This is a genomic window from Streptomyces jeddahensis (assembly GCF_001642995.1).
Classification (GTDB): Bacteria; Actinomycetota; Actinomycetes; order Streptomycetales; family Streptomycetaceae; genus Streptomyces; species Streptomyces jeddahensis.
In genome coordinates this window covers 120,690-140,924 of the sequence record NZ_LOHS01000061.1, presented here as the reverse complement: position 1 = coordinate 140,924, position 20,235 = coordinate 120,690, and the positions used below count along the sequence as shown (strand labels likewise).

11 protein-coding genes are annotated in these 20,235 nt (G+C 68.8%); 4 read left to right on the top strand and 7 right to left on the bottom strand.

Annotated elements, in window-relative coordinates; genetic code table 11:
• Positions 1–211 precede the first annotated feature (211 nt).
• On the top strand, positions 212–1,675 hold the full coding sequence (locus STSP_RS10400) for an MFS transporter (RefSeq protein WP_232789579.1): 1,464 nt from the start codon (positions 212–214) through the stop codon (positions 1,673–1,675).
• Positions 1,676–1,745: 70 nt separating this feature from the next.
• On the opposite strand, the gene STSP_RS10395 is transcribed toward STSP_RS10400, so the two are convergent.
• On the bottom strand, positions 1,746–2,147 hold the full coding sequence (locus tag STSP_RS10395; RefSeq protein WP_067275096.1) for a DUF2267 domain-containing protein: 402 nt from the start codon (positions 2,145–2,147) through the stop codon (positions 1,746–1,748).
• Positions 2,148–2,572: 425 nt separating this feature from the next.
• Positions 2,573–3,316 (bottom strand): aminoglycoside phosphotransferase family protein, encoded by a 744-nt coding sequence (locus STSP_RS10390; RefSeq protein ID WP_067275094.1) that lies wholly within the window; start codon positions 3,314–3,316, stop codon positions 2,573–2,575.
• Positions 3,317–3,578: 262 nt separating this feature from the next.
• Here STSP_RS10390 and STSP_RS10385 point away from each other — a divergent pair, with 262 nt between their 5' ends.
• The 3 genes from STSP_RS10385 (at position 3,579) to STSP_RS10375 (ending at position 10,856) form a co-directional block, all read left to right on the top strand.
• Positions 3,579–4,520, top strand: coding sequence for an SMP-30/gluconolactonase/LRE family protein (locus STSP_RS10385; protein WP_067275093.1), 942 nt, complete (start codon positions 3,579–3,581; stop codon positions 4,518–4,520).
• 324 nt (positions 4,521–4,844) lie between these two features.
• The gene (locus STSP_RS10380; protein ID WP_232789578.1) at positions 4,845–7,685 is read left to right on the top strand and encodes a SpoIIE family protein phosphatase; all 2,841 of its coding nucleotides are present in this window, start codon (positions 4,845–4,847) and stop codon (positions 7,683–7,685) included.
• Between the two features lie 225 nt (positions 7,686–7,910).
• Positions 7,911–10,856 carry a SpoIIE family protein phosphatase gene (locus STSP_RS10375; protein ID WP_232789577.1) on the top strand — a complete coding sequence of 982 codons (2,946 nt, stop codon included), beginning with the start codon at positions 7,911–7,913 and terminating at the stop codon, positions 10,854–10,856.
• Between the two features lie 49 nt (positions 10,857–10,905).
• On the opposite strand, the gene STSP_RS10370 is transcribed toward STSP_RS10375, so the two are convergent.
• From STSP_RS10370 to STSP_RS10350, 5 genes are all read right to left on the bottom strand, one after another.
• Positions 10,906–13,311, bottom strand: coding sequence for a xanthine dehydrogenase family protein molybdopterin-binding subunit (locus STSP_RS10370; protein ID WP_067275091.1), 2,406 nt, complete (start codon positions 13,309–13,311; stop codon positions 10,906–10,908).
• On the bottom strand, positions 13,308–13,853 hold the full coding sequence (locus STSP_RS10365) for a (2Fe-2S)-binding protein (protein WP_078067041.1): 546 nt from the start codon (positions 13,851–13,853) through the stop codon (positions 13,308–13,310). The genes STSP_RS10370 and STSP_RS10365 overlap by 4 nt, the downstream gene beginning before the upstream one ends.
• Positions 13,850–14,734 carry an FAD binding domain-containing protein gene (locus STSP_RS10360; protein ID WP_067275088.1) on the bottom strand — a complete coding sequence of 295 codons (885 nt, stop codon included), beginning with the start codon at positions 14,732–14,734 and terminating at the stop codon, positions 13,850–13,852. The genes STSP_RS10365 and STSP_RS10360 overlap by 4 nt, the downstream gene beginning before the upstream one ends.
• Positions 14,735–14,970: 236 nt before the next feature.
• Positions 14,971–15,567: a response regulator gene (locus tag STSP_RS10355; protein WP_067275087.1), complete on the bottom strand. Its 597-nt coding sequence runs from the start codon at positions 15,565–15,567 to the stop codon at positions 14,971–14,973.
• Entirely contained in the window at positions 15,564–20,018 is a 4,455-nt protein-coding gene (locus tag STSP_RS10350) for a HAMP domain-containing protein (protein WP_078067054.1), read from the bottom strand. Before STSP_RS10350 ends, STSP_RS10355 begins: the two co-directional genes overlap by 4 nt.
• Positions 20,019–20,235: the final 217 nt, after the last annotated feature.

Here is a 20,235-nt window from a genome sequence, read left to right as displayed (position 1 = left end):
GGACTGCCTGTCCGCACCCGGATCGACGACGGCGTCCCCCGACAAGGGCGGGTCGTTGACGGGATCGGCTACGGCGAGCCGTATCGTGTCTGGGCGACCGTCCTGCACGGCGAGGATCACCCGCCGCGTACAGGCCGATGTCCCAGCAGGCCATAAGCGCAGACGTGACGTGACTGCCCATCAGGAGTGCTGTGCTCAGGAGTACTGTGCCGTGCGACCCATAGAGACGTCATCTGCGCCAGGCGGCCTCGGTTGGAACCGTGCGACAGCGACGCTGGCGCTCCTGTCCTTCGCCATGCTGATCGTTTCGCTCGACCAGTACATCGTGGTGGTGGCACTCCCCGACATCGCCCGGGACTTGGGGTATTCCGCGCAGACGCTCCAGTCCGTCATCAGCGTCTACGCGGTGGCCTCGGCCGGCTTCCTCCTGTTCGGCGGGCGCGCCGCCGACCTGCTCGGACGACGACGCGTTCTGGCCACCGGCCTCGCTCTCTACGCCGGAGCATCGCTCGCGGGCGGCCTCGCGACCGGGCCCGGGATGCTGCTCGCCGCCCGTGCCGTCCAAGGTCTCGGCGGAGCCCTCGTCTTCCCCACCACGTTGGCACTCATCAACACCACGTTCGCGGAAGGCCGGATGCGCAATCGCGCCTTGGGGATCTGGGGCGGCGCCGGCGCGGCGGGACTCGTGATCGGTGTACTGCTCGGCGGCTTTCTTACTCAGGCGTTCGGCTGGGAAGCGGTGTTCCTGGTCACCGTCGCCTTGGCGGGACCCGCGCTGCTGCTCGCCTTCGTGGTGATCCCCCCGGACGGCAAGCGCGAGAGAGGCCGCACATTCGATCTCCCCGGTGCGCTCAGCGTCACCCTGGGCGTCACCATGATCGTGTTCGCTCTGGTCCAGGGCCCGGCACACGGCTGGCTCTCGCCGGGCATCCTCGTCAGCGCGGCAGTGGGCCTGTTGCTGATCGCAGCCTTCGCCGTCATCGAGCGGCGCAGCTCCGACCCGCTCATGCCGCCACGGCTGCTCTCCAACCCCAACCTCGTCACCGGCGTCGCCATCGCATTCATGTTCATGGCGACGTTCGGCTCAGTGCTCTACTTCCTGTCCCTCTACTTCCAGGAAGTCCTCGGCTACGACGCCTTGCAGACCGGCGCCGGCTTCCTGATCCCCACAGCGGTGGTGGTCGCCGGCTCGACCACAGCGGGCCAGTTGGTGACGCGGTTCGGTCTCAGAGGTACGTTGATCGCCGCCCTCGGCATCGGTGCGCTCGGTGCCGTCGCCCTCGGCCTCACCATCTCGCCGAACGGCTCATACATCGAACTGATCCCCGGCCTGGTGGCACTCAGCCTCGGCGACGGGATCGTCTTCACCACCATGTTCATCGCCGCCGCGACCGGGATCCCCGACCGCGAGCAAGGCATTGCCTCAGGCATCGCCTCCACCGGCTCCGGCGTGGGCGCAGCTGTCGGCCTCGCCGTCCTCGTCCTGATCGCGACCGCCGGCCTCGACGACCTCTCCGGCGAACAGCTTCGCATCGCCACCGCCAACGGGATCAGCACCACCCTCTTCGTCGTCGCGGGCGGGATCGCACTGACCCTCTCCCTCGCCTTGACCCGGTGCCCGACACCGACCGAACCACCCCCCTCCCCCGTGCCCTACCAGACCCGCCGCTGCTGACAGCATCCACAAACCCGCGCGAGCGCGACACGCTGACCTTGAAGGCTGAGCGCACCCGGCAGGGCACTGCTCAGGTCTCTGCGGGACGTGGCCGGCCGAAGAGCAGGTCGTAGCCGGGAGGCAGCTGCAGGAGGACCCTGCTCATCAGGTCCTCGTCTGCGGCGTCGGCCACCACGCTGAGCACCGCGCTGACATCCCAGGTGGCCGTCCTCTCGGTCGCCCCCTCGATCCATGCCGCCGTGGCCCGGATGAACCGCTCGGGCGAGAGCGGTTCATGCGCCTGGAGAGGGTTCAGCAGCACCAGCGCACACGTCTCGGGAAGCCGGTCCGCCAGCTCGGCACGTGCCTCACCCACCAGGTGGGCACCCAGGAGTGCCAGCACGACCCGGCTGGCCCGCTCGGCCTCCGCCCGTGTGCGGTATTCACCTCGTTCCTGGACCGCTGCCAGGAACGCGTCCCACAGCATGCGCATGAGTTCCTCCACATTCGATGCGGGCGAAGCGACCTCTGCGCGGCAGGGTCTGCGCCTGGGGCGCCGACCGCGCCGACACGGTGGTCGGTCCCATCGCTGATCTGCTTGTGTGCCGAGTCCCCGCTGCTCAGGTGATTGTGCAGGTGTGGCCTGATCGGCAACGGGGATGTGCGGCCGCGGGATGGCCGACCTCCCAGGCGGGCCCATCTGATGGTTACCCCGAATGGCCTGATCGACGTGGCCCACCGACCCACACGCATTGCCCACCGCAGCGAACTTCGCCCGACCTGCTTAGGTCACGCCTGTGTACGCAGGCGCCGACATCAGTGGGATTCCCCCGCCTTGCCCGGGACCTCCCTGCCCGGGACCTCGGGACATCCAGCGGCTCTGATGATGTTCGATGTGGGCCGTCGCGCCGCCAGGCGTCACGCGAGGGCGGCCTCGAACACCCCGCGGTGTGCAGCTGTGTGTGCATGCTCGCGCCGGGACCAGGCGATGCGATCGGCGATCTGGGCGCGAGTGGCTTCGACGGTCCCGGAACCGGCCTGCGCCTCCGCCCAGAACCGGACGTTACGCGCCTGTCGTTCGAGCATCGCGTCGACCAGTACTGCGCGTTCAGGTCCAGCCAGACCATAGGCGTCGGCCAGCACCCGGACCTGGGCGGCCTGAGAGTCCACCGGAGGCGCGTCCGCCTTCGAGGAGGCACACCACAGCCAGGCCATGTACCCGACATCCTCCAGCGGGCTGCCCGGCGCGGCCATGTCGAAGTCGATGAAGGCCATCGGCGTCCCATCCTGGAAGACGGCGTTGTTGGGTCCCAGGTCGTGGTGACACACGACCTGGTGCCGCCCTGCAAGACGACTGCCCCGGGTGGCCTCGTGCATGGCACGTGCCAGCGCACCGGCTGACGCGACCTGCGCATCGGTCCACGGCCGGAGCTTCTCCGGAACCCAGCCCGGCACATAGCTGAAGGTGTCCCGGCCCGCCTGATCCCGCCCGAGATAGCGCGGCGCCCCTGAGAACCCTCGCCTCTCCAACAAACGGAGCAGCGCAGCGACGAACGGCGAAGCCGCCGAAGCCGGCCTGCGGACAGTGTCGCCGATACGGACGACACCGCAGGTGATGCGGCCTCCTCGCAGCGGGACGACGTCGTCATCCGTCTCGGCCACGGCGCGAGTCCCCTCTTCCTCGCTTCGGTCTCCGTCGCCTCAGCCGTGAGGCGGACCGCTCGGGCCGGAGAACTTACCCGGCTCCGAAGGGCGCGGCATGCTCATCGAGCTTCACGAGCGGGCCGCGTACAGGAACCTGCGAACGACGGGTACCGTTCCTGTCCGGTCGATCGCTTCCGGTCGATCGCTAGGGAATGATGCGTCATTCTGCATAGTCTCGGTTTGTTGGATGACCATTCGACTCGATGGTGAGGATGGCAGCATGCCCGGCGAGCAACCGCAGTTGTACGAGATCCTCGATGAGCGGTTCCGCACGGGCAGGTGCACCGCGGGCGACTCGAAGCTGGAGACCCTCTTCGAAGGCTGCCGCTGGGCCGAGGGCCCCGTCTACGTCCCGGCGGGGCGGTACCTGGTGTGGAGCGACATCCCCAACGACCGCCTGCTCCGCTGGGACGAGACCACCGGAACGGTCGGCGTCTTCCGCTCACCCGCCGGTCACCCCAACGGCAACACCCTGGACAACCAGGGCCGCCTCATCACGTGCGAGCAGGGCAACCGCCGCGTCACCCGCACCGAACACGACGGCTCGATCACTGTGATCGCCGACCGCTTCCAGGGCAAGAGGCTCAACAGCCCGAACGACGCCGCCGTGAAGTCCGACGGCTCGATCTGGTTCTCCGACCCCGACTTCGGGATCACCAGCGACTACGAGGGCCACCGTGCCGAGAGCGAGATCGGCGCCTGCAACATCTACCGCGCCGACCCCAGCAGCGGCGAAGTACGGCTGATCGCCGACGGCTTCAGCGGCCCCAACGGCCTCGTCTTCTCCCTCGACGAGCGCCGTCTGTACGTCTCGGACAGCCGCGCCAACCACATCCGCGTCTTCGACGTCCAGGAGAACGGCACCCTCACCGGCGGCGAGATCTTCACCGAGTGCAAGATCGGCAACTTCGACAACATCCGCTTCGACGACGCCGGCCGGCTCTGGGCCGCCGCCATGCACGGCGGCGTGCACTGCTACGACCCGGACGGCACGCTCCTCGGCCGCCTCCTGGTCCCCGACACCGTCGCCAACATCCGCTTCGGCGGCGCCAAACGCAACCGCATGTTCATCGCCGCCGACACAGTGCTCTACTCCGTCGTCATGTCCGTCACCGGCACCCCATCGCTGCCGACCGCACGTCAGGACCACGCCCGACGGTAAGCGGTGCTCGCCGACTTCAGTATCGCCGTACTCCCCCGCCTGGGCTCATTTCCTGACCAGCGCCGTAGGCAGGCCTCCCACCTGCGAATTCCCCATTAAGCGTCTTCGATCCCCTCATGACGCTGGATGCCCTCGGGAGAATGAGAAGATATGGGCATAATCCTCATTCGACCTGCATGAATGTGCAGTGGTGGAAATTGCGCCCCGTCTAGCGGGACGGTGAGTGTGGTCCATATGGCCCCAGACGAACAGCTCGGTCAGGCTCCGCCGACGGCGACGGCGACGGGCACGCCGCAAGCCGCCCGGATGCGTGTCCTCAGGAACATGAGCGAGGGGCAGACCCAGGCGGAGACGCTGCAGCTCGCTCTCCATCACGCGGTGGCCGATCTCGGTGGGCTGGGCGGCATGGTGCACCTGCGCATACCCGGTGACAGCCGGCCGTTGCACCTGGCGGTCATAGGCGGGCTGCCCCGAGAGTTCGCCCAGGAGTGGGAGACTCTCGGCTGGCAGGACGAGACGGCACCGGTCCGGGCCCTGCGGGACGGCGCGCTGGTGTGGCTGCCCGCGACCGACACGCGGGCCTGCGCCCTTCCCGCCGACGCAGGGATCGTCGCTGTCCCGCTGCTCGCCGCAGGGGGCAGCTCGCTCGGAGTGCTCTCGGTCGTGACCGTGTGTGGAGTTCCCTCCGTCGCGCAGCGGGATTTCCTCGAGGCGCTCGCACAGTGGGTATGCGAGCGCCTGATAGATCCCGCTCCCGTCACGGGCAGCCTCGGCCCCGCCTGGTGGAACGCGGAACATCTGGCCGGGCCCCGGCTCCAGCAGGCGCGCGAGGGGGTCCGCGTCGGCAGCTGGGACCAGGATCTGCGCACGGGCAAGGTGATCTATGACGAGGCGACGCTGGCCATACTCGGCATCGACCCGGAGACCTTCGACGGACGGGTCGACACCGTTGTGGGGCTCGTCCACCCGGACGACCTGCCGCGCGTGGTGGCCGCGGTGGAGCAGGCCATCCGGCAGCGCAGCGACTACGCAGCGGAATACCGGCTGTGCCGGCCGGACGGCACGGTCGTCTGGGTGGAGGCCCACGCCCATGTCGTTCTCGGCGACGACGGCGAGCCGGCTCACTTTGTGGGCACCGTGTGGGACACGACCCAGAAGCGGGCGGCCCTGGATTCGGTCGCCCATTCCCTGCTGCACATGAGCGACGGTTTCCTCACGGTGGATGCCGACTGGCGGATCGAGTTCGTCAATCTCCACGCCGAGCGCCTCCTCGGCCCCTCACAGCAACTGTTCGGCCGCGCACTGTGGGACGTTCCCGGTGCCGAAGTGCCCGATCTGGAGGACCGCTGCCGGCAGGCCGCCGCCGCGGGCGCTCCGACCGGCTTCGATGTCCAGTGGCCTGCAAACCGGCGTTGGTACCACCTCCGTCTGGTCCCTTCGCCGGACGGTGTGACGGTCTACCTCACCGACGTGACCGACAAGCGGCTGGCGGACGAGCAGCATGAGGCGGCACAGCGCGCCGCCGCGCAGCGCACCACGTACATCGGGCACCTCAACGCGGCACTCGCCGAGGCGGTCGCTGTGAGCGACGTCGTGGATACCGTTGCAGAGCGTGTCCTGCCCCTGTTCGGTGCCACCGGTCTGTTTGTGCAGCTCGTGGACGGTGAGAGCCTCCGGATGGCAGGAAGCGCCGGCTACTGCCAGGAACTTCTGGACGACTGCCCCGACACGATCAGCCTGTCCGATCACAGCCCGTTCACCGACGCCGTCCACCACCGCTCCCCGCAGTACCTCGTCTCCAGGCGGGAGTTCCTTGATCGCTACCCGGATGCCGCCGATCTCGCAAGCGCGGGAGGCGAGCATGCCTGGGCCTACCTGCCCTTGATCGTCTCCGGTCGTCCCGTCGGTTGCCTGGTCCTCTCCTTCTCACAGCCGCGTCAGTTCAGCGAGGAGGACCGGGCCCTGCTGACCGCGCTCAGCGGGCTGGTCGCCCAGGCTCTGGAACGGGCCCGCCTGTACGACGCCGAGCACACCCGCGCCCAGGAGTTGCAGCGCGGCCTGCTCCCGCGCGCCCTGCCCTCCCTGCCAGCCGTCACCGCCGCGGCCCACTACGTGCCGGCCACCGAGGGCCTGGAGGTCGGAGGGGATTGGTACGACGTCATCCCGCTGTCCGCCGAGCGGGTCGCGCTCGTCATCGGAGACGTCATGGGCCACGGACTGTCCGAAGCGGCCACCATGGGGCGCCTGCGCACCGCGGTCCACACACTCGCGGGACTCGAACTGCCCCCCGACGAGCTGCTCTCCCACCTCAACGACCTGGTCAGCGACCTTGGCGACGAGTCCTTCGCCACCTGCCTGTATGCGGTCTACGACCCCACCGACCGCGTGTGCACCATCGTCCGGGCCGGCCATCCCCCACCTGCCCTCGTCCAGCCCGACGGCACCGTCCACTTCCCGCAGCTGCCGCAGAACCCGCCGCTCGGCGCGGCCACACCGCCCTTCGAGACCGTGGAGCTGACGGTGCCCGAAGGAAGCCTGCTCGTGCTCTACACCGACGGACTGGTCGAGTCCGCGTTCCGCGACATCGACAGCGGCATGGGCCACCTGGCCACCGCACTCGCCAACACCCAGACGCCCGATGGGAACGATCTGGGCACCACGACCACTCACCGGGATGCCGACACCGGGCGCCTCGAGAAGCTGTGCACCACGCTCACGTCCACTCTCCTGCCCACCAAGGAGCAGACCAGCGACGATGCCGCGGTACTCGTGGCCCGCACCCACGCTCTCCCCGCTGGAGACGTGGCATTCTGCACGCTCATCGAAGATCCGATCGCCGCAGGCCAAGCCCGCGACTACATACGGCACCAGCTCACCGACTGGCACCTGGACGACCTCATATGGACGACAGAGCTGATAGCCAGCGAGCTCATCGGCAATGTCATCCGTCACGCGAGAGGTCCCATCCAGCTGCGCCTTATCCGCAGCCACTCCCTCATCTGCGAGGTCACCGACGGCAGCTTGACCACCCCCCACGTTCGCCGCGCAGGCGAGACCGACGAAGGCGGCCGCGGGCTGCAGCTGATCGCCGCACTCTCACACCGCTGGGGAACCCGCTACACGTCCAACGGCAAATGCATCTGGACTGAGCAGCTCCTGCCGTAGCCGGTCGGCGGCGGCCCCTCGGCACGGCACACGTTCGGTTATCACCAAATACCGCTGAATAGCACTGAAAGCCCGACAGGGCCAAAAGCACGACAGGGCCAGGGATACAGTGTCAATACCTGCCAAAAAGTGAACCTCCGATCTACGACGGCAGTGCCGTACGGATATCCGATGACGGGTCATTGCACGACCGGGGCTTGACGCGCGACCTTTTCAGGAGACGAGGTGGCAGCTGCGAACGCGAGGCCCGGGAGCCGCATCGAGCAGGCGGAGGCGATGCGGCCACCGTGGCTGTCGCCCGTCGACCACGGACTGTCGATGGCGGAGACACTGAACGTGGCGCTGCAGCAGGCGACCGCCGACCTGGGTGGCCTCGGCGGACTGGTGCACTGGCGCGATCCCGGTTCTCATCGGTTGCGTCTGGTGGCGGCCAGCGGGCTGACGCCAGAGATCGCCGAGGCATGGCTGAACCTCCACGAGGACGAGGACGTGGCCCCCGCACGCGCCCTGCGTAGCGGTGCCTTCGTCTGGGCAGCCGAGGACAGCATGGGGACCGGGGCTTCCGGTATCGCGGCGGTGCCTCTGCTCGGTACCGGCGGGCGCATCGGTGCGCTGTCCGTGCTCACGGCAGGGCGCGACGAGCCGGATCCCGTGCAGCGGTCCTTTCTGGGCTCCGTGGCGGCGTGGGCGGCCGGACGCCTCGAGCAACGTCCCGGCACGCCGTCGAACGTCGTCTCGGCGCCCAGGGAAACGCCCTGGCCCGATGTGCCCGCCGGGGATGTGCTGGATGTGCCCCGCGTGGTGGCGATCAGGCATTGGGAATACGACGCGGCGGCCGGTTCCGTATCGCTCACCCCACCGGTCATCGACCTGTCCGGCGACTGGCTGCACGCGTTCGACGAGAGCGCGGACCTCTGCTGGTACCTCGCGGGCATCGAGGATCTGCCGACGTTCACGGCCGACATCCGTGAGGCGTTCGCCGGCGGGACGGCGTACGACACCGCATACCGTGTGCACCACAGCGACGGCACGTCGGGATGGGTGCGGGCGCGCGGCCACATCGTGCCGGGTGAGGACGGCGCCTCTGGCCGTATGGTCGGCACGCTGTGGGGCCCGGCTCACAGACAGGCCGCGTGCGATCCGGTCGTCGCCACCCTCCGGAATATGGGCGACGGGTTCCTGGCGGTGGCCGAAGACTGGCGGATCACCTTCGTCAACAAGGCGGCCGAGCGTCTCCTCGGGCCCGGCCGGACGCTGCTGGGCACCACTCTCTGGGACATTCCCGCAGGACGCGCACCCGGTCTCGAAGCCCAGTGCCGGCGCGCGGCCGCCGAGAGGAAGCCGATCAGTTTCGATCTCCACTGGCCCGCCGATCAGCGCGTCCACCGTCTCCGGCTGGTCCCCGTGCAGGGCGGTGGGCTGACGATCTACTTCGCCGACGTCACCGACGAGCGGGCAGGGGAAGCCGAGCGGTCGGCCGACAACCTGGGCGAAGTGGGAGACGCCGCGGCCGGCGCCCGGCGGAAGATCGCGGCTGAGCGGACCGTCCAGATGGGCGAGCTGACCGCGGCGCTGGCGGAAGCCGTCACGTCGAGCGACGTGGTCAAGGCCGTCGCGGAGCGTGTCCTGCCGCCCTTCGGCGCCGACGGGCTGGTGGTCCACGCGCTTGAGGGCGGCCGACTGCATGCGGTCGGAGCCGTCGGATACACAGAAGAGTTCCTGCGGCAGATCGACGGGATCTCGCTCACAAGCCACATGGCGATCGCCGAAACGCTCCGCACGCGCACTCCCGGATTCCTCGAGTCGCCCGCCGAGTACGTCCGGCGCTATCCACAGTTCGGGAGCGTCGTGGCCGCGTCGGCCAAGAACGCATGGGCGTTCCTTCCTCTCATCGCCTCCGGGCATGCGATCGGTTGCTGTGTGATCTCCTTCTCCAGGCCGCGCTCGTTCAGCGAGGAGGTACGCACCCTGCTGATCGCCCTGAGCGGGCTGATCGCACAGGCACTGGAGCGAGCACGGCTGTACGACGTGGAGCACACCCGCGCCCAGGAACTCCAGCGCGGCCTGCTCCCCAGGACGCTGCCCTCCTTGCCGGCCGCCTGCGCCGCCGCTCGCTACATGCCCGCGGCCAAGGGTGAAGAGGTGGGCGGCGACTGGTACGACCTGATCCCGCTGTCCGGCGACCGGGTCGCCATCGTGATCGGCGACGTCATGGGGCACGGCATCGCCGAAGCCGCCATCATGGGGCAGCTGCGCACCGCGGTCCGCACCCTTGCCGACCTCGAACTGAGTCCGGACGAACTGCTCCACCACCTCAACGAACTCGTCGCCGACCTGGGCCACGACAAATACGCCACCTGCTCCTACGCCGTGTTCGACCCCGTCACCCGTACCTGCTCGCTCTCCCTGGCCGGTCATCTCCCGCCCGTCATCGTCCATCCCGATGGGATGGTCCACTGCCCAGAGCTGGCCAGCGACCCGCCGCTGGGCGCCGCCGAACCTCCCTTCGAAACACACGAGCTGCGCCTGCCGGAGGAGAGCCTTCTCGTGTTCTACACGGACGGCCTCGTCGAATCCGCCACCCGCGACATCGACCAGGGACTGGCCCAGCTCAGCCAGACGCTGGCGTCGGCCGTGGCCCGCACCTCGTACTTCTCGACCGGCACTCAGCACGGTGACACCCGACGTCTCTACGACCTGTGCGACGTCATCGTCTCGAACCTGCTGCCCGAGGGCGAGCAGACCAACGACGACGCGGTCCTCCTCCTGACCCACACGCGGGGCACACCCCTCGACAACGTCGCCTCATGCAGCCTTCCGGACGACCCGCGGGCAGCCGGACAGGCCCGGGAATACGTCCGCAGCCAGCTGGCCGTCTGGGGTCTGGACGATCTCGCCATGACCACCGAACTCCTGGTGAGCGAGTTGGTCGGCAACGTGATCCGGCATGCCAGCGGCCCCATACGCCTGCGCCTGCTGCGCAGCCGGTCGCTGATCTGTGAGGTCTATGACGGCAGCCTCACCAGCCCGCGCATCCGGCGCGCCTCATACACCGACGAAGGCGGCCGGGGGCTGCACCTGGTGGCCGCTCTCTCTCAGCGTTGGGGCACTCGCCATCTCGACGAGGGCAAATGCATCTGGACCGAGCAGGACCTGCCGCTCGCCTCTTGAGCATGCATTAATGTGCCGCCTGCGGCAGGCAGGCCCTGCGCCCGCGACATCAGACCGCCCCTTCCGCAGAGCGCCCCGCCCGCACCGTCGCCACGATGTCCGCGGGCTTGACCGGCAGCCGCCGAACGCGCATCCCGTACTCCCGCAGGGCGTCGTCGATGGCCGCCGACACGGCCGCAGGGGCCACCATGCGGCCGCCCTCGCCGCCGCCCTTGATGCCGTACTCGGTGAACGGCGAGGGTGTCTGGACGTGTCCGATACGGAACGCCGGGGCCTCGTTCGCGGTGGGGATCAGGTAGTCCCTGAAGGTCGAGGACTGGAACTGCCCGTCCTCGTCGTAGGCAAGCTCCTCGTAGAGCGTGGTCCCGATGCCCTGTGTGGCGCCGCCGGTGACGTGGCCGCCGAGGCTCCTGGGGTTCACGATCGTCCCTGCGTCGTGCACGGCCACGTAGTCGAGGAAGGAGGGGATCCCGGTGTCGGGGTCGACTTCCAGCACCACGATGTGGCAGGCATGGCCCATGATCGGATAGAAGACGCCGAAGTCCGAGCCGTCCGGTGCCGGAAGCGTCGTGTAGGGGTGGTCGTAGGTGTAGGACTCCTCCAGCCCGCTCGTCATTCCCTCGGGCAGGCTGAGCGCGAAGAAGTAGGCGGTGGCCGCCAGTTCGGCGAGGGTCAGCCCCGTCTCCGGAGCGTCCCTGACCTGCACGCGCGCGTCGACGAGTTCCAGGTCCTCCGGGGCCTCTTCGAGGGTGTGCGCGGCGATGTCGATGAGCTTCTTCCGCAGCTTGCGCGACGCGCCCCGGATCGCACCGGCCACCATGACGGTGTAGCGGCTGCCGCCCGGTCCGGTGCTGGGAAGCGCGTGGGCGGAGTCGGCGTACCGGACGTTGACGCTCTCCGGCGGGATCCCGAACTCCTCGGCGAGGACGGTGGCCCCCACCGTCTCGGGGCTGTTGCCCCACATCGACTGGCAGTGCAGCAGAAGCTGGAACTGCCCGGTGGGGTCGATCGTCACCGTCGCGCTCTCGGGGCTGGAGGTGACGGGCAGGACGGGCTTCTCCACCATGGACCAGAACTCGGTGGAGCTGAAGACGCTGCGTTCCTGGGTGGTGGCAAGGCCGATGCCGATGTGGCGGCCCTCCTCCTCCCGCAGCCGCTTCTGCTCTGCGCGCCACTTGTTCAGGTCGATCATCGACAGGGCCTTGTCCAGTACGGCGGGGTAGTCGCCGCTGTCGTAGAGGTTGCCGCCGGGGATCGTGTACGGGAACTGGTCGGGCTGGATGAAGTTGCAGCGGCGGATCTCCTCGGGGGCGAGCCCGAGCCGGGCCGCGCCCTGGTCGACCAGCCGCTCCAGCACCCAGTTGTGCACCTCGGAGCCGAAGCCGCGGTAGGCGCCCTGCTGGCACTTGTCGGTGAGCACGGCCCGTATGCGGTACCGCACGTCCCGGAACCGGTATGGGCCGACGACCTGGGAGAACGCGTTGCCGTGGTGGCCGACCCCGAACTGCATGTAGGCGCCGTAGTCGTCGACGACGTCGATGTCGAGACCGGTGATGGTGCCGTCGGCGCGGAAGCCCATCCGCGCTTCGTAGAAGCGGTCGCACCCGTGGTGGTCCGAGTTCATCAGGTTGTCGAGCCGGTCCTCGACGTACGACACCGGGCGGCCCACCTGCAGGGCCAGAAAGCCGGCGAGGGTGGGCACCTTGTGCGCGGCGAGCTTGCTGCCGAAGCTGCCGCCCGCCGGGACCGGCTTCATCGTCAGCTTGTTCGAGGGGATTCTCAGTGTGGCCGCGATCAGGAAGGAGAAGTAGCTGAAGTTGAGCGAGTTGCAGTAGATCTCCAGTACGCCGTTGAAGCCGGGCTGGGCCACCGCGCCCGTGGTCTCCATCGGGACTCCGGCCGAGCGGCCCCAGTGCAGGGTGTCCTCCACGACGAGGTCGGCCCCGGCGAATGCGGCGTTCACATCGCCGAACTCGAAGGTCCGCTCGTAGCCGATGTTGCTGCCGTGCTCCTCGTGCAGCAGGGCGGACTCGGGCTCCATCGCCGCCATGGGATCGGTGACCGGCGGGAGGGTCTCATAGTCGACCTCCAGCAGGTCCACGCCGTCCTCGGCGAGGTACCTGTTCTCCGCGACGACGGCCGCCACGGCCTCGCCGACGTAGCGGACCTTGTCCACGGCCAGCGGGTACTGCGCGATGGTGGCCGGACCGAAGTTCATGCAGGGGTTCAGCTTCGCCTTGCAGTCCTCGCCGGTGAGCACGGCGACGACCCCCGGCAACCTCAGGGCCTCGGTGGCGTCGACGGACCTGATCCGCGCGTGCGGCACGGGGCTGCGCAGGATCGCGGCGTGCAGCATTCCTGGCAATCTGAGGTCCGCGATGTACCCGCCGCGGCCGACCAGCAGCCGCGGGTCCTCGACCCGCCTGCGATCCTTGCCGATGTACGCGTAGGTCATGCGTCACGACCTCCCCCCCGGCATCGTCGCTGGGCCGACTGGACCGCACGGACGATGTTCTGGTAGCCGGTGCAGCGGCACAGGATGCCGGAGATCTCGTGGCGCACCTCTGCATCGGTCAACTCCCGATCACGACCGGTCTCGATGATCTCCTTGGTACGCAGCACCATCGCGGGCGTGCAGAAGCCGCACTGCAGCCCCTGCTCCTCGGCGAAGGCCTCTTGGATGGGGTGCAGCTCCGCCGGGTTGCCGGCCAGGCTCTCGACGGTCTCGACCGTGTGCCCGTCCGTCTGGACGGCCAGCATCAGGCAGGAGCGTACGGAGTGGCCGTCGAAGAGGACGGTGCAGGATCCGCACTCGCCGTGCTCGCAGCCGAGATGCACGCTGACCAGGCCGAGTTCGTCGCGCAGGAAGTCGGCGAGCGTGGTGCGGGTCGACACCTCGCGGGTGACGTCCCGCTCGTTGACGTGCACGGTCACGGTCCGGCGGGCGGTGCCGTACTTGGCGGCGATGGAGGTCGTGGAGGCCTTGGAGGTCGTCACGTCCCGTTCCTCCTCTCGTGAGCGCGCGCCACGGCCGCGGTGATCGCGCGCCGCACCACGACGGAGGCGAGGTGCCGGCGGTAGTCGTGCGTGGCGTGCAGGTCGTCCGCCGCGGTCACCGAGGGCACGATCTCCTCGGCTGCCCTGGCGATGTTGTTCTCTGTCGGGGCCTCACCGATCAGCGCGCTCTCCACCGCGGAGGCGCGGACGGGCGTGTCGGAGATGCTCGAGACGCCGACGGAGACGGAGGTGAAACAGCCGTCCTCGCCGAGGTTCACCACCGCGGCGGCGCCCGCGAGCGCGAAGTCGCCCGCGCGCCGGGCCACCTCCACGAAACCGTGGCCGGCGGCCTGCGGCGTCACCGGGTACCGGACGGCGACGAGGACCTCCTCGGGCTCCAAGGCCGTGGTCATCCGGCCCTGGAAGAAGTCCCGGGCCTCGATGGTGCGGATGCCCGACGGCCCCCGCACGACCACCGTCGCGTCGAGCGCCACCGCCGTGCACGGCAGTTCGGCGGCGGAGTGGGCATGCGCCAGGCTGCCGCCGACCGTGCCGCGATGGCGGCACTCGATGTGGCCGATGTAGCCGGTGGCCTCCGGCAGCAGCGGGACCAGTTCGCCGACCAGCTGGTGGTCCTCCAGCTCGTACTGGCGAACCCCGGCACCGACCTCCAGGATGTCGTCCCAGCGCTCGATCCTCTGCAGGTCACCGATCTTGTTGATGTCGATCAGCACTTCCGGCCTGGCCAGCCGCATGTTCAGCATGGGCAGAAGGCTCTGTCCTCCCGCGAGGACGAGGGAGTCGCTGCCGTACTCGCTCTTGAGCGCGACGGCCTCATCGACGGATTCGGGGTCGCAGTACGTGAATGGAGGCGGCTTCATCGCCTCTCCTTGGTCGCGGCTCCTGCGCTGCTCCTGGGAAGGGGCAGGGTGCTCGGGCCCGGAGCCGAGGTCGGCTACGGACGGTTACCCGCACCGGCTCGATGTCGCTGCCGTTCTCCTCCCAGTGCACCACACCCGGCGCAGTGACGACGACGTAGGAGCACCGCCGCCACCGGGCCCGGGGCAAGCCGCGCCGCTCCGTCCGCTCCCCCACCCGATCCACGTCCCAGCGCGGATCAGCACCGCAGGTTTCGGATGGCGTGACGCACCTCGGCGACGCGGGCGGCGAGCCCGGCCGCGTCAGGGTCATCGCAGCGGCGCAGGAGGGTCTCGGACCTGGCCAGCAGCTCGGCGACGTCCTCCGTGCGGTGCTCGGACCGTGCCGATTCGGTCCACAGGCGCCGCAACTCCGCCGCTTGGTGGGCGAGCTGACGGTTCTTGCGGTGCAGTTCCAGGAAGACACCGACCTTCGTGCGCAGCACCCAGGGGTCGATGGGCTTGGTGAGGAAGTCGGCGGCCCCGATCGCGTAGCCCCGGTAGGCGACGTCGGAGTCGGCGTCGGTTCCGGTCAGCAGGATGATGGGAACGTCCTTGGTCTGGTCGAGGCGCTTGATGTTGGCTGCGGTCTCGAAGCCGTCCATGCCCGGCATCAGGACATCCAGCAGGACGACGGCGAAATCCTGTCGCAGCATCGCCTTCAGCGCCTCCTCGCCGGAGTAGGCCCGGATGATCTGCTGCTCGAGGGGGCTGAGGACGGCCTCGAGCGCGATCAGGTTCTCCTCCATGTCGTCGACGATCAGAATGCCGCCCTTGTCGGATGCGCTGAAGCTCATGCCGTCCCCTGTCCCTCCCCCGAGCTCTCGGTTCCGCTCGAGCAGGGGGGAACTCCATCGCCTGTGCCCTGGTCGCTCCCGCGGGTGTCGGCGCCCCCGCCGTCGGTCTCCGTCTCTTCCCTGGCGTTGTCCGCCCGTCCGGGCGGATCGAGCAGGTCGCAGATGGAGGACAGCAGAGTGTCGATGTCCACGGGCTTGGGCACGTAGTCGTCGGCACCGCTGTCGAGCGCGTTCTCGCGGTCGCCCGGCATGGCCTTGGCGGTCAGCGCGATGATCGGCAAGGTGGCCAGGCGTGGTGTGTTCCTGATGGCCCGGATGGTTTCGTAGCCGTCCATCTCCGGCATCATCACGTCCATCAGGACCAGCGACACGTCGGGATTGCGGTGGAGTGCGTCCAGGCCCTCCCGGCCGTCCTCCGCGTAGGTGACGGTCACGCCGACCCGGCCCAGCGCATGGGTGAGCGCGAAGACGTTACGGATGTCGTCGTCGACGATGAGGATGCGGCCCCCGGCCAGCACGCGGCGAGCCCGTCCGGCCTGCCACTCGTCGAGACGTGCGAGCTCCGGCCAGCTGTCGTCGCGGCCCTCCGAGCTGCCCGGGGTCGCGAGGCCGACCGGGTCGCCTCCGCTGACGAAGACGTTGCCCGGCGCGTGGCCGGTGGTGTCGGGCAGCGGCCCGCTCGGGCCGGCAATCACGGTGGGCGCTGTGGCGTCGGTGGCCCGGACGGTCGAGGGGTCGGGCACGGGCACGGGGGCGACCCCTTGGTAGTGCACGGGGAGGTAGAGGGTGAAGCAGGAGCCGGCACCGACCTCGCTCTCGGCGACGATCCGGCCGCCGAGCAGCCCGGCGATCTCCCGGCTGATGGACAGGCCGAGCCCGGTGCCGCCGTACTTGCGGCTGGTGGTGCCGTCGGACTGCTGGAACGCCTCGAAGATCACGGCGAGTTTGTCCGGCGGGATGCCGATGCCGGTGTCCGTCACGGAGAAGGCGACGACAGCGTCGGCCTCGCGCAGCGTCTGCTCGGTGAACTCCATTCCGTCCGCCCGCTCGACACGCAGTTTCACCTGGCCCGACGACGTGAACTTGAGGGCGTTCGAGAGCAGGTTGCGCAGGATCTGCTGGATGCGCTGCTCGTCGGAGAACAGCTCGCGCGGCACGTCCTCGTCGGTGGCTATCTCGAAGGACAGTCCGCGGTCTATGGCGAGCGGCCGGAAGGTCGCGTGGACGTAGTCGAGCAGCTTCATGATCGGCAGATTGCGTGGCCGGACGTCCATCCGGCCCGCCTCGATCTTCGACAGATCGAGGATGTCGTTGATCAGCTGGAGCAGGTCGGAGCCTGAGCGGTGGATGGTGGTGGCGAACTGCACCTCCTGGGCGGACAGCAGGCCTTCGGGATTGTCGGCGAGCAGCCGGGCCAGGATGAGCATCGAATTGAGCGGCGTGCGCAGCTCGTGGGACATGTTGGCCAGGAACTCCGACTTGTACTGCGACGCCGTCGCCAGCAGCGCCGCTTTCTCCTCCAGCGCCGCGTTGGAACGCTGGAGTTCGTTCGAGCGCTGGCGCAGCTCGGTGGTGAGCCGCTGGGATTCGGACAGCAGCGACTCGGTGCGGGCGTTGGCGATGATCGTGTTGATCGAGACACCGATGGTGTTGACGAACTGGTCGATGAAGGCCAGGTGCACCTCGCTGAACCGGCTGAAGGAGGCCAGTTCGATCACGCCGAGCACCATGTCCTCGTAGAGGATCGGCAGGATGACGACGCTGGCCGGAGGAGCTGCGCCCAGGCCTGAGTTGATGGTGATGTAGTCCTGCGGGACGTCGTTGATGAGGACGCGCTTCTTCTCCAGGGCTGCCTGGGCGACCAGGCCACGGCCGCAGGTTCCCGCATGCGGCAGCGGCGCGGTGTCCTGGTCCGTGCCGTATCCGGCGATGAGCTCGAGGCCCTCGCCGGGCCTCGCCCCGGGTGCGGCGAGGAAGAAGGCCCCGAACTGGGCGTTGACCAGCGGAGTGAGCTCGCGAAGGATCAGATCGGCGACCTCGACCAGGTCACGGTGCCCCTGCATGAGGGAGGCGATGCGGGCCAGGTTGGACTCCAGCCAGTCCTTTGCGCGCGTGGTCTCCCGCAGGTTCGCCACCATGAGGTTGACGTTGTTCTTCAGCTCGGCGACCTCGCCCTGCGCCTCGACGGAGATCGAGCCGGACAGGTCGCCCTGGGCGACGGCGGATGCCACCTCGGCGATGGCCCGCACCTGGGTGGTCAGGTTCAGGGCGAGCTCGTTGACGCTGGTGGTCAGCCGCTTCCATGTGCCGTACACGCCCTCGACCCGGGCCTGACCGCCGAGGCGGCCCTCGCTGCCGACCTCGCGGGCGACGCGGGTCACCTCGGCGGAGAACGAGGACAGCGTGTCCACCATCGTGTTGATGGTGGTCTTCAGCTCCAGGATCTCGCCACGCGCGTCCACATCGATCTTCTTGGACAGATCCCCCTGGGCGACGGCGGTGGCGACCTGGGCGATGTTGCGCACCTGAGAGGTCAGGTTGTCCGCCATGAAGTTGACGTTGTCCGTCAGGTCCTTCCAGACGCCCGAGACGCCCGGCACCTGAGCCCGGCCGCCCAGCTGCCCCTCGGTGCCGACGTCGCGCGCCACGCGCGTGACCTCGTCGGCGAACGCGCGCAGCTGGTCGACCATCGTGTTGACGGTGTCCTTGAGCTGCAGGATCTCACCGCGGGCGTCGACGGTGATCTTCTTGGACAGGTCGCCGTTGGCCACCGCCGTGGTGACCTGGGCGATGTTGCGGACCTGAGAGGTCAGGTTCAGGGCCATGAAGTTGACGTTCTCCGTCAGGTCCTTCCACACGCCCGAGACGCCGCGGACCTGCGCCTGGCCGCCCAGGTTCCCGTCGGTGCCGACCTCGCGGGCGACGCGGGTCACCTCGTCGGCGAACTCCGAGAGCCGGTCCACCATCGTGTTGATGGTGGTCTTCAGCTCCTGGATCTCGCCCTTGGCCTCCACGTCGATCTTCTTGGACAGGTCGCCCTTGGCGACGGCAGTGGCCACCTGAGCGATGTTGCGGACCTGAGAGGTCAGGTTGTCCGCCATGAAGTTGACGTTCTCCGTCAGGTCCTTCCACACGCCCGAGACGCCGCGGACCTGCGCCTGGCCGCCCAGGTTCCCGTCGGTGCCGACCTCGCGGGCGACGCGGGTCACCTCGTCGGCGAACTCCGAGAGCCGGTCCACCATCGTGTTGATGGTGGTCTTCAGCTCCTGGATCTCGCCCTTGGCCTCCACGTCGATCTTCTTGGACAGGTCGCCCTTGGCGACGGCAGTGGCCACCTGAGCGATGTTGCGGACCTGAGAGGTCAGGTTGTCCGCCATGAAGTTGACGTTCTCCGTCAGGTCCTTCCACACGCCCGAGACGCCGCGGACCTGCGCCCGGCCGCCCAGGTTCCCGTCGGTGCCGACCTCGCGGGCCACCCGTGTGACCTCGTCGGCGAACGCGGACAGCTGGTCGACCATCGTGTTGACCGTGCTCTTCAGCTGCAGGATCTCGCCGCGGGCGTCCACCGTGATCTTCTGCGAGAGGTCGCCGTTGGCCACCGCCGTGGTGACCTGGGCGATGTTGCGGACCTGAGAGGTCAGGTTCGACGCCATGAAGTTGACGTTGTCCGTCAGGTCCTTCCACACGCCCGAGACGCCGCGGACCTGCGCCCGGCCGCCCAGCTCGCCCTCGGTGCCGACCTCGCGGGCCACCCGTGTGACCTCGTCGGCGAAGGCGGACAGCTGGTCGACCATCGTGTTCACGGTCAGCTTCAGTTCCAGCAGCTCGCCGGTGGCCTCGACCGTCACCTGCCGGGTGAGATCACCTCGCGCGACCGCGGTGGTCACCACGGCGATGTCCCGCACCTGGGCCGTCAGCCGTGACGCCATGGTGTTGACGGCCTCGGTCACATCGCGCCAGTTCCCGGACAGCCCCTGTATTTTCGCGCGCCCGCCGAGCCGGCCCTCGGTGCCGACCTCGCGGGCGATCCTGGTCAGCTCACCGGTGAACAGCGACAGCTGGTCCACGGTGCGGTTCACACCGTTTCCCAGCCGACGCAGATCTCCGCGCAGCTCACGGCTGCCGTCATGCAGGTCGACGCGCTGGGTCAGATCGCCTGCCGCGATCGCGTCCAGCACACGTGTGGCGTTGGAGACCGGGCCGGTCAGCGCGTCCATCAGCTGGTTCGCCGCGTCCACGCTGGTCGTCCACGCCCCCTGGCCCGGGCTCGCGCCGAGCCGCTCGTCCAGCCTGCCTTCCCGCAGCACCTCGCGGCGCACTCGCTGCAGTTCCGTCGCCAGGTGGGCGTTGCGGGTCACGAGCTGGTTGAAGACCCCGGCCATCTCGCCGACCAGACCCTCGCTCGCGATATCCGCACGCACCGTGAAATCGCCATCGCACAGTGCATGCATCGCCGCGAGCAAGGAGCGCAAGCCGACGGCGCTGACCTTCTCCTCCCCAGCCGACAACACCGGCTGGGGAGCGGATTCGGCGGGTCGCCGGGATTCATGGGAGCCGAGCGCTGTCCCTCGCTGCTCGACAGGGGAGGAGGCCGATGAAGCCGGAGTAATCGCCATGAACTCGCTTCTCATGTGATCAATGACGCTGGTAGCGGGTGCCATACTATGT

Bases quoted from the DNA above. Each gene is read 5' to 3' on its own strand.
- STSP_RS10360 (WP_067275088.1), bottom strand. From the start codon at position 14,734: ATGAAGCCGCCTCCATTCACGTACTGCGACCCCGAATCCGTCGATGAG.
- STSP_RS10350 (WP_078067054.1), bottom strand. From the start codon at position 20,018: ATGCATGCACTGTGCGATGGCGATTTCACGGTGCGTGCGGATATCGCG.
- STSP_RS10355 (WP_067275087.1), bottom strand. From the start codon at position 15,567: ATGAGCTTCAGCGCATCCGACAAGGGCGGCATTCTGATCGTCGACGAC.
- STSP_RS10395 (WP_067275096.1), bottom strand. From the start codon at position 2,147: ATGCGCATGCTGTGGGACGCGTTCCTGGCAGCGGTCCAGGAACGAGGT.
- STSP_RS10370 (WP_067275091.1), bottom strand. From the start codon at position 13,311: ATGACCTACGCGTACATCGGCAAGGATCGCAGGCGGGTCGAGGACCCG.
- STSP_RS10380 (WP_232789578.1), top strand. From the start codon at position 4,845: ATGAGCGAGGGGCAGACCCAGGCGGAGACGCTGCAGCTCGCTCTCCAT.
- STSP_RS10385 (WP_067275093.1), top strand. From the start codon at position 3,579: ATGCCCGGCGAGCAACCGCAGTTGTACGAGATCCTCGATGAGCGGTTC.